A 13052-nucleotide genomic window follows, 5' to 3' on the forward strand; every position below is an offset into this window, starting at 1 on the left:
GCCCACGCGCTCATGCGTAGCCCCTCTCACCTGCGGCTTTGCTCAGGGCCTGGTGATCCACCGGGCCCTGGGCATCCTGTGGACAGCCGTCAGCCGCTGAGCCGCACCGGCATGATCAGGTACTTGTACGCGTCATCCGCCTCGGCGTCCACAGCCGGCTTGCCGCCGAGCAGCGCGGGCTTCGTGGACGTCGTGAAGGACAGCTGGGCCACCGGGGAGTCGATGGCGCTCAGACCGTCCAGCAGGAAGGTCGGGTTGAAGGCGATCGAGATGTCGTCGCCCTCCAGGTGGGCGTCGACCCTTTCCACAGCCTGTGCGTCGTCGCTGGAGCCGGCCTCCAGGATCAGCACTCCCTGCTCGAAGGTGAGCCGCACCGGGGTGTTGCGCTCGGCGACCAGGGCGACGCGCTTGACGGCCTCCACGAAGGGGGCGGTCTCGATGGTGGCGACCGAGTTGAACTCCGTCGGGAACAGCGTGCGGTACTTCGGGAGGTCGCCCTCCAGCAGGCGGGTCGTCGTACGCCGGCCGGCGCCCTCGAAGCCGATCAGGCCCTCGCCCGCGCCCGAGCCGGACAGCGCCAGGATCACGGAGTCGCCGCTGGTCAGCGCCTTGGCGGTGTCCAGGAGTGTCTTGGCGGGCACCAGGGCCACCGCGGACGCCTCCGGGTTCTCCGGCTTCCACAGGAACTCGCGGACCGCGAAGCGGTAGCGGTCGGTGGAGGCCAGCGTGACCGTGTCGCCCTCGATCTCGATGCGGACACCGGTGAGGACGGGCAGCGTGTCGTCGCGGCCCGCGGCGATGGCGACCTGCTGCACGGCGGAGGCGAAGACCTCGCCCGGGACCGTGCCCGTCGCGTTCGGCATCTGGGGCAGCGCCGGGTACTCCTCCACCGGGAGGGTGTGGAGGGTGAACCGGGAGGAGCCGCACACCACCGTCGCCCGTACACCGTCTGTGGAGATCTCCACCGGGCGGTTGGGGAGGGCGCGGGAGATGTCGGCGAGAAGACGGCCGGACACGAGGACCGTGCCCTCCTCCTCGACCTCGGCCTCCACCGACACGCGCGCGGAGACCTCGTAGTCGAAGCTGGAGAGGCTCAGCTGACCGTCCTCGGCCTTCAGCAGCAGGCCGGCGAGGACAGGCGCCGGCGGACGGGCCGGGAGGCTGCGCGCCGCCCAGGCCACTGCCTCCGCGAGTACGTCGCGTTCCACCCGGATCTTCACCGTAAGCCGCCTCCTGCTGTTGCCGGCGTTCTCGCCCTGCTTGGCCTTCGTCGTCTGACTCGGTGTCGCGAGCCCCTGTGACGGGAAGGACACCGGGGACCAGTCTGACGCACACCGCTGACAGTCGGTGCCTCTCGGGGTCAAGTCGTGACGAGGGGCGGTCGGGAGCCGGAGAGCGAGTTGTGCACAGGACCCGCTTCCAGACGAATTCCCCGGTCTCTCTGAGTAGGAGTAGTAGTAGGGCCTGTGGAAACCGTGGATAACCGCATTTGCCCAGCTCAGCGGCGGTATTTTGTCCACGGGCCCTGTGGGCGGCGGCGGTGGACAACCGGTGGTCTCTGTGGAGAACGCAAAGTTCTGCACACCCCGTGCACAGCCGAGGGGCACTTCTCCCCAGTGCCGTCCCCAGCTTTACCCGCCTTTCCCACAGCCCAACCCGCCCCCCTCATGTGACGGCTTTCACTCCGTCCGGTGAGTTGCCGCGTCGCGTTGCCGAACAGTGGACAGGGGTGTGGAGAAGCCGGGGAACACTGGGGACAACCGGCCGCAGCCTGTGGGTCGCCGGTGGACAACTCCGTGCACAGCCTGTGGATCTCCGTCTCGTCCACAGTCTGTGGAGATCGTTCGTCCACCAATCCACAGGCAGCTGACCTGGCCCGACGGTCTGTCGACAGCCCAGCCTGTGGATGCGATCTGGACAACTCCGCAGTCCCCAGCATGTGGACGGAAGAAAGTCGACGGATCTGTGGAGAGTGGCCGTAACCCGGCAGGTATTCGAACAGCAGGTTGCCGACGTGCTGCCCCCGGAGGCGCGAGGAGCGCCCTTCCACAGGGGCTGGGGAGGGCGGAGGATGCCGGGGCGGGTGCCTCGGGGCGCGTCTCGACGGGCGCCGTGGAGCGACGCTGAGACAGGGACGAGGGGCGTCCGTGCCCGGCTGTGCCCGTGTTCCTCCGCGGGTGTCCGGGGACGGCAGAGGGCGCCCGCGGGGAGATTCCCGGGGGCGCCCTCTGCCGTGTGCGCGGCGCGGCCGTCAGCCGTTCTTGATGCGGTTCGTGAGCTCGGTGACCTGGTTGTAGATGGAACGCCGCTCGGCCATCAGCGCGCGGATCTTGCGATCGGCGTGCATCACCGTCGTGTGGTCGCGGCCGCCGAACTGCGCGCCGATCTTCGGCAGCGACAGATCCGTCAGCTCACGGCACAGGTACATCGCGATCTGCCGGGCTGTCACCAGGGCACGGCCGCGCGAGGTGCCGCACAGGTCCTCCACCGTCAGGCCGAAGTAGTCGGCGGTGGCGGCCATGATGGCCGTCGCGGTGATCTCGGGGGCCGCGTCCTCACCCCCGGGGATCAGGTCCTTCAGCACGATCTCCGTCAGACCGAGGTCCACGGGCTGGCGGTTGAGCGACGCGAACGCCGTCACCCGGATCAGCGCGCCCTCCAGCTCCCGGATGTTCCGCGAGATACGGGAGGCGATGAACTCCAGCACCTCCGGCGGCGCGTTCAGCTGTTCCTGCACCGCCTTCTTGCGGAGGATCGCGATACGCGTCTCCAGCTCGGGCGGCTGCACGTCGGTGATCAGTCCCCACTCGAAGCGGTTGCGCAGCCGGTCCTCCAGGGTGACCAGCTGCTTGGGCGGCCGGTCCGAGGACAGCACGATCTGCTTGTTGGCGTTGTGGAGCGTGTTGAAGGTGTGGAAGAACTCCTCCTGCGTCGACTCCTTCTGCGCCAGGAACTGGATGTCGTCGACCAGCAGGATGTCCATGTCGCGGTAGCGCTTGCGGAACGCGTCCGCCTTGCCGTCGCGGATCGAGTTGATGAACTCGTTGGTGAACTCCTCGGAGCTCACGTATCGCACACGGGTGCCCGGGTAGAGGCTGCGCGCGTAGTGACCGATGGCATGCAGCAGGTGCGTCTTGCCGAGCCCCGACTCGCCGTAGATGAAGAGGGGGTTGTACGCCTTCGCCGGTGCCTCGGCGACGGCGACCGCGGCCGCGTGCGCGAAGCGGTTCGAGGCGCCGATGACGAACGTGTCGAAGAGGTACTTCGGGTTCAGCCGCGCGGTGGGCTCCCCCGGTCCGGTCGCCGGCGCGGGCTGCGCGGCCAGCGGGCCGGGGGCGCCGGTGGTGGGCAGACCCGGGCCGGCCCGGTGCACCGGGCCGCCGCCGGAGGGCGGCTCCGGCAGCTCACGCCGGCCGGGGCGCTGCTGGTCGAAGTCGGCCCGCGCGCTGTCGTAGTCCGGGCGCTGCTGCTCGTACGGCGAGCGCTCCAGTGACTGCGTGCGGTAGTCGGGCGCCGGCGTCGCGTACGGGTCGCGTTCGGGGAAGCCGAGGCGCTGCTGCTGCCAGCCGTAGCCGTCCTGCGCCGAGCGCGGCCAGGCGCCCGGCTCGGGGCGCTGGTACTCGCCCGGATACGCGGGACGAGCCGGCGGGAGCTGGTCGGCGCGCGGGGGCGGGAGCTGGTCCGTCGGGGCGGTGGGCAGCTGGTCGGTCCGGCCCGGCCGGTGGTCGTCCGCGCGGTGGCGGCCGTATCCGTCGTAGCCGTTCTGGCCGTCGTAGGGATCGCGGCCGGGGAGCTCGGGCTCCTCGTAGCGCGGCTGGGCGGGCGGAGCGGGGGCCGGGGGCTCGCCCGCGGAGTCGTCGACGGTGATCGCGATGCGGATGGGGCGGCCGCACTCACGGCTGAGCGTGTCGCTGACGACCGGTGCCAGCCGGCCTTCCAGGACACCCTTCGCGAACTCGTTCGGCACCGCCAGCAGGGCGGTGTCGGCGACCAGCGCCAGCGGCTGGCAGCGCCGGATCCAGTGCTCGTCCTTCGCCTCGACACCCGGCCCGCGCCCCTCACCGAGAAGCTGCTCGAGTACGCGTGGCCACACTGCGGCAAGATCGGCAGGTACGTCAGCCACAGGGCACGCTCTCTCACAGGTCCCGCGCACAGGAGGTCGCGGGAGGGTCGGGATACAGATCGGGCAAGCCGGGCCCGGGACGAAACAGCTGGGCCGGGGACAAGGGAACGAATCGGAGTCCAGTCACGGTAGTCAGGGCGACCGGCGTGGTTCAAGTTGTTGTCCCCAGCCTGTGGACAAGTGTCTCCCACGGGTCGCTGGTTTGACCGGATGGCGCAGGCCCGCGTACCGTGACCAGGTCGAGTTGTCGATGGCTGCTGCCGCCTGCCTCCGATGGGCACAGATCACGTACCAGTGTTCCGACCAGGGAACACGTCGATGATCGGGAAGCGGTGCACTCGGGCGTAATGCGAGCTACTCGTGGGCGCACGGTGACAGCCAGGCGGCACCCCGCCACCCACCGAATCATTACTGGAGCCCCCGAGTGAGCAAGCGCACCTTCCAGCCGAACAACCGTCGTCGCGCGAAGACCCACGGCTTCCGGCTGCGTATGCGCACCCGTGCCGGCCGCGCCATCCTGGCGTCCCGCCGCAGCAAGGGTCGCGCCCGTCTGTCCGCCTGATCGCGTACAGGTCATGACGTGCTGCCTACCGAGCATCGGCTGAGGCGGCGCGAGGACTTCGCGACCGCGGTACGCCGAGGACGCCGGGCCGGGCGCCCGCTTCTCGTCGTCCACCTTCGTAGCGGTGCCACGGACCCGCACGCGCCTGGGGAGAGCGCTCCCCCGACGCGTGCGGGTTTCGTCGTGAGCAAGGCCGTGGGCGGAGCGGTCATACGCAACAAGGTGAAGCGCAGGCTTCGCCATCTGATGCGGGACCGAGTGGCCCAGTTGCCCCCCGGTAGCCTGGTAGTCGTACGAGCGCTGCCCGGTGCGGGTGACGCCGGCCCTGCACAGCTGGCCCGAGACCTGGATGCCGCACTTCAGCGGCTGATGGGAGGAGGGGGCACGCGATGAAGTACCCACTTCTGGCCCTGATCAAGATCTACCAGTGGACGATCAGTCCACTGCTCGGGCCGGTGTGCAAGTACTACCCGTCGTGTTCCCATTACGGCTACACGGCCATCGACCGGCATGGTGCGATCAAGGGAACGGCACTGACCGCCTGGCGCATCCTGCGGTGCAATCCGTGGTCGCTGGGCGGCGTGGACCATGTCCCGCCGCGCAAGCGCCCGCGGTGGCACGAAATGCTGCGCGCCGCCTGGCGCGCACGCAAGGGCGGGCCCTCCGCCGCCGAACCGGCCACCGAGGGGAATCTCCCCTCGAGCCCGGCCGCAGAGACCTCGTCCCATGCCCAAGGAGCATGATTAGTGGACACGATTGCCAGCCTCTTCAGCTTCATCACGACACCCGTCTCCTGGGTCATTGTCCAGTTCCACTCGGTGTACGGGAAGATCTTCGGTCCCGACACGGGCTGGGCCTGGGGCCTGTCCATCGTGTCCCTGGTGATTCTGATCCGTATCTGCCTGATCCCGCTCTTCGTGAAGCAGATCAAGGCGACCCGGGCCATGCAGACCCTGCAGCCCGAGATGAAGAAGATCCAGGAGCGCTACAAGAACGACAAGCAGCGCCAGTCCGAAGAGATGATGAAGCTGTACAAGGACGCGGGCACCAACCCGCTCTCCTCGTGCCTTCCCATCCTGGCGCAGTCCCCGTTCTTCTTCGCTCTGTACCACGTGCTCAACGGCATCGCGTCGGGCAAGACCATCGGCGTCATCAATGAGCCGCTGCTCGCCAGTGCCCAGAAGGCTCACATCTTCGGCGCCCCGCTGGCCGCGAAGTTCCTGGACGGCGCCGACACGGTCCACAAGCTCGGTGCCTCGCTGACCGATGTCCGCATCGTCACCGCGATCATGATCGTCCTGATGTCGGCGTCGCAGTTCTACACGCAGCGCCAGCTGATGACGAAGAACGTCGACACCACGGTGAAGACGCCGTTCATGCAGCAGCAGAAGATGCTGATGTACGTCTTCCCCATCATGTTCGCCTTCTTCGGCATCAGGTTCCCGGTCGGTGTCCTCATCTACTGGCTGACCACCAACGTGTGGACCATGGGCCAGCAGATGTACGTCATCCACAACAACCCGACCCCGGGTTCCAAGGCCCAGGCCGCCTACCTGGAGCGTCTGACCAAGCACGTCACGCACCATGGCAAGATCCGCAGGCGGAGCGAGAAGGCCATCATCAAGGCGATCGTCGCCAAGGGCCGCGACCGCAACGAGTTCGAGCGCAAGTTCATCAACGGTCTGAGCAAGGCGGGCCTCACGGCCCAGCCCGACGGCAGCGTGGTGAAGAGCGAGGCCGTGGCCGTCGCCACCGTCGAGGACGGCACGCCGAGCACCGGGGCCCCCAAGCGCCAGCAGCCCAAGCGGCAGAGCAAGGCCCAGCGTCAGTCCGGTGGACCCAAGCCGGCGGGCGGTTCCGAGGAGTCGCCCTCCACGCCGTCGCTGACCAAGTCCGACGAGCCGCAGGACGCCAAGCCGAACGACGCCGCCAAGAAGGCGCAGCCCGGCTCCGGCGCCCGCAGCAGGGCCCAGTCCGGCCAGCGCAAGGGGCCGCAGCGGCCCAAGTCCCCGTCCAAGAAGTAAGAAGGAGTCCATCCCGTGACGGAAGGCACCACCTCCGCGGCTGCCGAGGGTGCAGACACCCTGACTCGCCTGGAGCAGGAGGGCGAGATCGCGGCGGACTACCTCGAGGGTCTGCTGGACATCGCCGATCTCGACGGCGACATCGACATGGACGTCGAGGCCGACCGTGCGTCCGTGTCGATCATCAGCGACATGGCCGGCCGGGACCTGCAGAAGCTGGTCGGTCGTGACGGCGAGGTGCTGGAGGCGCTCCAGGAGCTGACGCGCCTGGCCGTGCACCGGGAGACCGGCGACCGCAGCCGGCTGATGCTGGACATCGCCGGCTACCGCGCCAAGAAGCGCGCGGAGCTCTCGCAGCTCGGTGCCCAGGCGGTGGCCGAGGTCAAGAGCTCCGGCGAGCCTGTGAAGCTCAAGCCGATGACGCCCTTCGAGCGCAAGGTCGTGCATGACGCGGTCAAGGCCGCGGGCCTGCGCAGCGAGTCCGAGGGCGAGGAGCCGCAGCGCTTCGTTGTCGTGCTGCCCGCCTGAATCGGTTCGTCGCTTTCCCCGGCCCCGTCTGTTGAGCAGGCGGGGCCGAACTTTGTCAGCCTGGTAGTTCCCGGCGGCCGCGTCCCCGGCGGCCGGTAGTCCCTGATAGTTCTGGTGGTCTGCGCCCAGTGCGCTCGTGCGGTACGGAAGGACGGTCCCCGTGACGGAGGCAGCAGAGCTTCCCCCTGCGCCGGAGCAGGCACGCGTGGTGTTCGGCGATCGCTTCGCGGACGCGGTCCGCTATGCGGAGCTGCTCGCGGAAGCAGGTGTGCAGCGCGGTCTCATCGGTCCGAGGGAAGTGCCCCGGCTGTGGGAGCGACATCTGCTGAACTGCGCGGTGCTCTCGGAAGTCGTACCCGACGGGGTGACCGTGTGCGATGTTGGCTCCGGTGCCGGACTGCCCGGCATTCCGCTGGCACTCGTCCGGGACGACCTGAAGATCACGCTGCTGGAGCCGTTGCTGCGGCGTACCAACTTCCTCAGCGAGGTCGTCGAGCTGCTGGGGCTGGACCATGTGACCGTCGTCCGCGGCCGTGCCGAGGAGGTCATGGGCAAGATCCAGCCGGTTCATGTGGTCACCGCACGGGCCGTGGCCCCGCTGGACCGTCTGGCCACCTGGGGCATCCCCTTGCTGCGCCCCTACGGGGAGATGCTCGCGCTGAAGGGCGACACCGCGGAGGAGGAGCTGAAGAGCGCCGCCACCGCTTTGACGAAGCTCGGCGCCGTGGAGACGTCCATCCTCCATGTGGGCGAGGGGATCGTGGATCCGTTGTCGACCGTGGTGCGCGTGGAGGTGGGGGAAAGCCCCGGCGGTGTGCGCTTCGCGGCCAAGCGGGCGAAGGCGGCCCGGGCAGGGCGTGCGCGACGGCGTCGCTGATCGTGCGGGCATTCTCGATGCCGTCGTACTCCACACAAGCTTCCCCGCCTACGCATCTCGGAGTGTCGCGGAGGTCGGGCCGGAGCCGCTGTGCATCGTGTTTCACGTGAAACGTCGCTCACTGCTGCACGGCATCATCAGTCGGGGCCGGGCTGCGGCCGAACCCCGCGACCGTAGACCGCTCGGAACCCTCGGAGAACTGTCCACCTCGGGGGGCCCGTCCCCCGTGAAGGGCGCGGAGTTGTCCACAGAGGTGGATTTCTCCACAGAAGACCAGACCTCACTGGTTCACCACCCCGAAGGCATGGGAGGCTCTGTTCATTGCGAGCCTGTAGTCGAGGAGAGTGAATCCTTGCGGTCCGACGCCAACATCGCGGGACCGATGACCGATCCGGTCCCCGGTCCCCGTACCGAGTCGATGGGGGAGGATGTTTCACGTGAAACACCACCCCCGATGGACGACACTCCCATCGGTCGTGCTGCCCAACTGGCGGTGGAGGCACTGGGGCGCGCCGGTGAGGGCCTGCCGCGACCCGAGCAGACCCGGGTCATCGTGGTCGCCAACCAGAAGGGCGGGGTGGGTAAGACCACGACAACGGTCAACCTTGCCGCGTCGCTTGCCCTCCACGGTGGCCGTGTCCTGGTGATCGACCTCGACCCTCAGGGCAATGCGTCCACTGCGCTGGGGATCGACCATCACGCCGAAGTTCCCTCCATCTATGACGTGTTGGTCGAGAGCAAGCCTCTCGCTGAGGTGGTGCAGCCCGTTCCCGATGTCGAGGGCCTCTTCTGCGCCCCGGCCACCATCGATCTCGCCGGTGCGGAGATCGAGCTGGTGTCTCTTGTGGCACGGGAGAGCCGACTGCAACGGGCGATCCAGGCCTATGAGCAGCCGCTGGACTACATCCTCATCGACTGTCCGCCTTCGCTCGGCCTGCTGACGGTCAACGCGTTGGTCGCCGGGCAGGAGGTCCTCATCCCGATCCAGTGCGAGTACTACGCCCTGGAGGGTCTGGGGCAGCTGCTGCGCAATGTCGACCTGGTGCGGGGCCACCTCAATCCCACCCTGCATGTGTCGACCATTCTGCTCACCATGTACGACGGCCGAACGCGCCTCGCGTCCCAGGTCGCGGAAGAGGTGCGCAGCCACTTCGGGGACGAGGTGCTGAGGACGAGCATTCCCCGTTCGGTCCGCATCTCGGAGGCGCCGAGTTACGGGCAGACGGTGCTGACCTACGATCCAGGTTCGAGTGGTGCTCTCTCGTATCTTGAGGCGGCACGGGAAATCGCGCTGAAGGGTGTCAGCGTCGGATATGACGCGCAGCAGGCCCACATCGGCGCCCAGACGGAACAGAGCATGGTGGAGGGGATCCAGTGAGCGAGCGACGGAGGGGGTTGGGCCGTGGTCTCGGCGCACTGATCCCTGCCGCCCCGACAGGGGAGAAGACGGCGACCCCGACTGCGGCGGGCGGCGGTCCGTCCGTCTCGCCGGGGGCGGGGCCCGTGTTGACCACGGACCGAGGAGTGGCGTCCGCGAAAGTGGCCACGCTTCCGTCTGTTTCTCAGGAAACCGAGGAGTCGTCAGCGATCGGCACCATGGAGACGGTCGCGCCTCCGCTGGGTGCCCACTTCGCCGAGCTGCCCCTCGACTCGATCACGCCGAACCCCCGGCAGCCCCGTGAGGTGTTCGACGAGGATGCGCTCGCCGAGCTCGTCACCTCCATCAAGGAGGTCGGGCTGCTCCAGCCCATCGTGGTGCGGCAGCTGGGCCCCTCGCGCTACGAGCTCATCATGGGCGAGCGGCGCTGGCGGGCCTGCCGCGAGGCCGGCCTGGAGGCCATCCCGGCGATCGTGCGGGCCACGGACGACGAGAAGCTCCTCCTGGACGCCCTTCTGGAGAACCTGCACCGGGCGCAGCTGAATCCGCTGGAAGAGGCAGCCGCCTACGACCAGCTCCTGAAGGACTTCAACTGCACCCACGACCAGCTGGCCGACCGTATCGGCCGGTCGCGTCCGCAGGTGTCCAACACGCTGAGGCTGCTGAAGCTGTCGCCGGCCGTGCAGCGCCGGGTCGCCGCCGGAGTACTGTCGGCCGGGCATGCCCGAGCCCTGCTGTCCGTGGAGGACTCGGAGGAGCAGGACCGGCTGGCTCATCGCATCGTGGCGGAGGGGCTGTCCGTGCGGGCCGTCGAGGAGATCGTCACCCTCATGGGGTCCCGGCCGCAGAGCGCTCCGCGCGCCAAGGGGCCGCGGGCCGGTGCCCGTGTCTCTCCTGCGCTCAGTGACCTGGCGACCCGGCTCTCGGATCGTTTCGAGACCCGGGTGAAGGTCGACCTCGGTCAGAAGAAGGGCAAGATCACCGTCGAGTTCGCTTCGATGGAGGATCTCGAGCGGATCCTGAGCACCCTTGCGCCGGGTGAGGGACCGGTCCTTCAGAGGAGCCTGGTGGGCGATGACATCGAGGAACCGGAGGACTGAGCCCGTCGGTGACGTCGGCGGGAGACGAGCGGTCCCTGGAGAGAAGGCGGGCTGTGTCCGGTGTGTACCGGAACACGGCCCGCTCTTTGCTTTCAGGCGGTATCGAGTGAATCGCATCATGGATACGATGCGATCAGGTATGGCGCATCCACGGGGCGGTACCTTCAGTGGGGAGGCAGGGGTCATGCGCGTCATGAGCCGTACCGGACTGGTGACCGCGGGCTTGAGCCTGGGGGCGGTCGGCGGATTCGTCGGCAGCCTGCTCAGGGAGCGGAGTGCTCTGACAGCCGCCCGTGGCGCTGCGGGCGAAGGAAGCGAGGAACTGCCTTCATGGGGCGTCGGCTCGTACCGCTCACGCTGGACAACCTTCCGGACCTTCCCAAGCGCTGTCGCGCGTGTGTCTTCTGGGAGTTGGACCCCGTCAGTGGTGAGGCAGCGGTAAAGGCCGGAACATCCGGGCTCGAGAAGGAGGCGTGGATCTCCGCCGTTCTGCTGGACTGGGGTTCCTGCGGCCGGGTGGTCTACGTCGACGATGTTCCGGTGGGCTTCGTGCTCTACGCGCCCCCCGCCTATGTCCCGCGCTCCACGGCGTTCCCCACGAGTCCGGTCTCTCCGGACGCGGTCCAGTTGATGACCTCCTTCATCATGCCGGGATACCAGGGCCAGGGACTCGGGCGTGTCATGGTCCAGACGGTGGCCAAGGATCTGCTGCGACGTGGCTTCAAGGCGATCGAGGCCTTCGGTGACGCCCGCTGGAAGGAGCCGGCGTGCCTCCTTCCCTCCGACCACCTTCTGGCTGTGGGCTTCAAGACCGTACGTCCGCACCCCACATACCCCCGGCTGCGGCTGGAGCTGCGTTCGGCACTCTCCTGGAAGGAAGACGTCGAGATGGCGCTGGACCGGCTTCTGGGAGCCGTACAGAAGGAACCGGCGCTGCGGCCGTTGTGAGGGGTCACCGCTCATGCGAATGGGCCAGCCCATGCGGGCTGGCCCATTCGTGTTTCACGTGAAACATCGCCGCTTCGGCCCAGCGGCGGCGCCGCTCGCTTACTCGGCGATGAAGTCCTCGAGGTCGCGAACGATCGCTGCCTTCGGCTTGGCACCGACGATGGTCTTGGCGACCTCGCCACCCTGGTAGACGTTCAGGGTCGGGATCGACATGACACCGTACTTGGCTGCCGTGGCGGGGTTCTCGTCGATGTTGAGCTTGACGACCTCGATCTTGTCGCCGTACTCGGTGGCGATCGCCTCCAGCGAGGGCGCGATCTGGCGGCACGGACCGCACCAAGCGGCCCAGAAGTCCACCAGGACGGGCTTGTCGCTCTTGAGTACGTCCTGCTCGAAAGAGTCGTCGGTCACGTTCTTCAGGGTGCCGGCCACAGGGGCTCCTTAACTCGGTGGTGCGATGGGGCGGGAGGGGGTCAGACGGTGGTCTTCTCGGGTTCCGCCTGCTGCTCGCTGTCTGCGAGAGCGGCGAGGAAGCGCTCGGCGTCGAGGGCGGCGGAGCAACCGGTGCCGGCCGCGGTGATCGCCTGACGGTAGGTGTGGTCGACGACGTCACCGGCGCCGAAGACGCCGGTCAGGTTGGTTCGGGTCGAGGGAGCGTTCACCTTCAGGTAGCCCTCCTCGTCGAGGTCCAGCTGCCCCTTGAAGAGTTCGGTGCGCGGGTCGTGCCCGATCGCGATGAACAGACCGGTCACCGGCAGCTCCGACAGCTCTCCGGTCTTCAGGTTGCGCAGCGTCAGGCTCTCCAGCTTCGGGCTGCCCTTGATCTCGGCGACCTCGCTGTCCCACACGAACTTGATCTTCGGGTCCGCGAACGCACGGTCCTGCATCGCCTTGGAGGCGCGCAGTGTGTCACGGCGGTGGACGATCGTGACCGACTTGGCGAAGCGCGAGAGGAAGGTGGCCTCCTCCATCGCGGTGTCGCCGCCGCCGATCACGGCGATGTCCTGGTCCTTGAAGAAGAAGCCGTCACAGGTGGCGCACCAGGAGACACCGCGTCCGGAGAGGGCGTCCTCGTTCGGCAGGCCCAGCTTGCGGTGCTGGGAGCCGGTGGCGACGATGACGGCCTTCGCCTGGTGGACCGTGCCGGCGGTGTCCGTAACCGTCTTGATCTCACCGGTGAGGTCGACAGAGACGACATCGTCCGGGACCAGTTCGGCACCGAAGCGCTCGGCCTGCGCGCGCATGTTGTCCATGAGCTCGGGGCCCATGATGCCGTCCTGGAAGCCGGGGAAGTTCTCCACTTCGGTGGTGTTCATCAGCGCACCGCCCGCGGTGACGGCGCCCTCGAACACCAGCGGCTTCAGCGAAGCGCGGGCGGTGTAGAGCGCCGCCGTGTAGCCGGCGGGCCCGGAGCCGATGATGATCACGTTACGGACGTCGCTCACGGCTTCATTCCTCGTCTCTGGAGACTGCTGCTGCATCTGCCGGTGGGAGCATCTCTCAGTACTCTCA

Annotated in this window: 13 protein-coding genes; 9 read left to right on the top strand and 4 right to left on the bottom strand. The window is 68.1% G+C overall.

The features are described 5' to 3' along the window. Positions 1-89: 89 nt before the first annotated feature. Positions 90-1220: a DNA polymerase III subunit beta gene (gene dnaN / locus ACIP94_RS11215; protein WP_402423077.1), complete on the bottom strand. Its 1131-nt coding sequence runs from the start codon at positions 1218-1220 to the stop codon at positions 90-92. A gap of 1031 nt (positions 1221-2251) precedes the next feature. Continuing rightward, positions 2252-4123, bottom strand: a complete 1872-nt coding sequence (dnaA, locus tag ACIP94_RS11220; RefSeq protein ID WP_402422794.1) for a chromosomal replication initiator protein DnaA — start codon at positions 4121-4123, stop codon at positions 2252-2254. A gap of 424 nt (positions 4124-4547) precedes the next feature. On the opposite strand from dnaA, the gene rpmH reads away from it, so the two are divergent. The 9 genes from rpmH (at position 4548) to ACIP94_RS11265 (ending at position 11540) form a co-directional block, all read left to right on the top strand. Next, the gene (gene rpmH, locus ACIP94_RS11225) at positions 4548-4685 is read left to right on the top strand and encodes a 50S ribosomal protein L34 (protein ID WP_003956500.1); all 138 of its coding nucleotides are present in this window, start codon (positions 4548-4550) and stop codon (positions 4683-4685) included. Positions 4686-4703: 18 nt separating this feature from the next. Next, on the top strand, positions 4704-5078 hold the full coding sequence (rnpA, locus tag ACIP94_RS11230) for a ribonuclease P protein component (RefSeq protein ID WP_402422797.1): 375 nt from the start codon (positions 4704-4706) through the stop codon (positions 5076-5078). Beyond that, on the top strand, positions 5075-5428 hold the full coding sequence (gene yidD / locus ACIP94_RS11235) for a membrane protein insertion efficiency factor YidD (RefSeq protein WP_402422800.1): 354 nt from the start codon (positions 5075-5077) through the stop codon (positions 5426-5428). Before rnpA ends, yidD begins: the two co-directional genes overlap by 4 nt. A 3-nt stretch (positions 5429-5431) precedes the next feature. Continuing rightward, entirely contained in the window at positions 5432-6709 is a 1278-nt protein-coding gene (gene yidC, locus ACIP94_RS11240; protein ID WP_402422803.1) for a membrane protein insertase YidC, read from the top strand. Positions 6710-6724: 15 nt separating this feature from the next. Continuing rightward, the gene (locus ACIP94_RS11245) at positions 6725-7237 is read left to right on the top strand and encodes a protein jag (protein WP_402422805.1); all 513 of its coding nucleotides are present in this window, start codon (positions 6725-6727) and stop codon (positions 7235-7237) included. Positions 7238-7397: 160 nt separating this feature from the next. Further along, on the top strand, positions 7398-8114 hold the full coding sequence (rsmG, locus tag ACIP94_RS11250; RefSeq protein ID WP_402422808.1) for a 16S rRNA (guanine(527)-N(7))-methyltransferase RsmG: 717 nt from the start codon (positions 7398-7400) through the stop codon (positions 8112-8114). Positions 8115-8418: 304 nt separating this feature from the next. After that, the gene (locus ACIP94_RS11255; protein ID WP_402423080.1) at positions 8419-9492 is read left to right on the top strand and encodes a ParA family protein; all 1074 of its coding nucleotides are present in this window, start codon (positions 8419-8421) and stop codon (positions 9490-9492) included. Continuing rightward, positions 9489-10592 carry a ParB/RepB/Spo0J family partition protein gene (locus ACIP94_RS11260; protein WP_402422811.1) on the top strand — a complete coding sequence of 368 codons (1104 nt, stop codon included), beginning with the start codon at positions 9489-9491 and terminating at the stop codon, positions 10590-10592. The genes ACIP94_RS11255 and ACIP94_RS11260 overlap by 4 nt, the downstream gene beginning before the upstream one ends. A 330-nt stretch (positions 10593-10922) precedes the next feature. Continuing rightward, positions 10923-11540 carry a GNAT family N-acetyltransferase gene (locus tag ACIP94_RS11265; RefSeq protein ID WP_402422813.1) on the top strand — a complete coding sequence of 206 codons (618 nt, stop codon included), beginning with the start codon at positions 10923-10925 and terminating at the stop codon, positions 11538-11540. Positions 11541-11639: 99 nt separating this feature from the next. Here the strand turns inward: ACIP94_RS11265 and trxA are convergent, their stop codons facing one another. Together trxA and trxB are read right to left on the bottom strand one after the other, a co-directional pair. Continuing rightward, a complete protein-coding gene (gene trxA, locus ACIP94_RS11270; protein ID WP_402422815.1) occupies positions 11640-11972 on the bottom strand; it encodes a thioredoxin in 333 nt (110 codons plus the stop codon). Positions 11973-12013: 41 nt separating this feature from the next. After that, complete coding sequence (gene trxB / locus ACIP94_RS11275) at positions 12014-12985, bottom strand: thioredoxin-disulfide reductase (protein WP_402422818.1); 972 nt, start codon at positions 12983-12985, stop codon at positions 12014-12016. Positions 12986-13052 lie beyond the last annotated feature (67 nt).

The organism is Streptomyces sp. NPDC093261, assembly GCF_044753645.1.
In the GTDB taxonomy this organism is placed as follows: Bacteria; Actinomycetota; Actinomycetes; order Streptomycetales; family Streptomycetaceae; genus Streptomyces.

Coding starts and splice junctions, on each gene's coding strand:
- ACIP94_RS11265 (WP_402422813.1), top strand. CDS start 10,923: ATGGGGCGTCGGCTCGTACCGCTCACGCTGGACAACCTTCCGGACCTT.
- ACIP94_RS11255 (WP_402423080.1), top strand. CDS start 8,419: ATGGGAGGCTCTGTTCATTGCGAGCCTGTAGTCGAGGAGAGTGAATCC.
- yidD (WP_402422800.1), top strand. CDS start 5,075: ATGAAGTACCCACTTCTGGCCCTGATCAAGATCTACCAGTGGACGATC.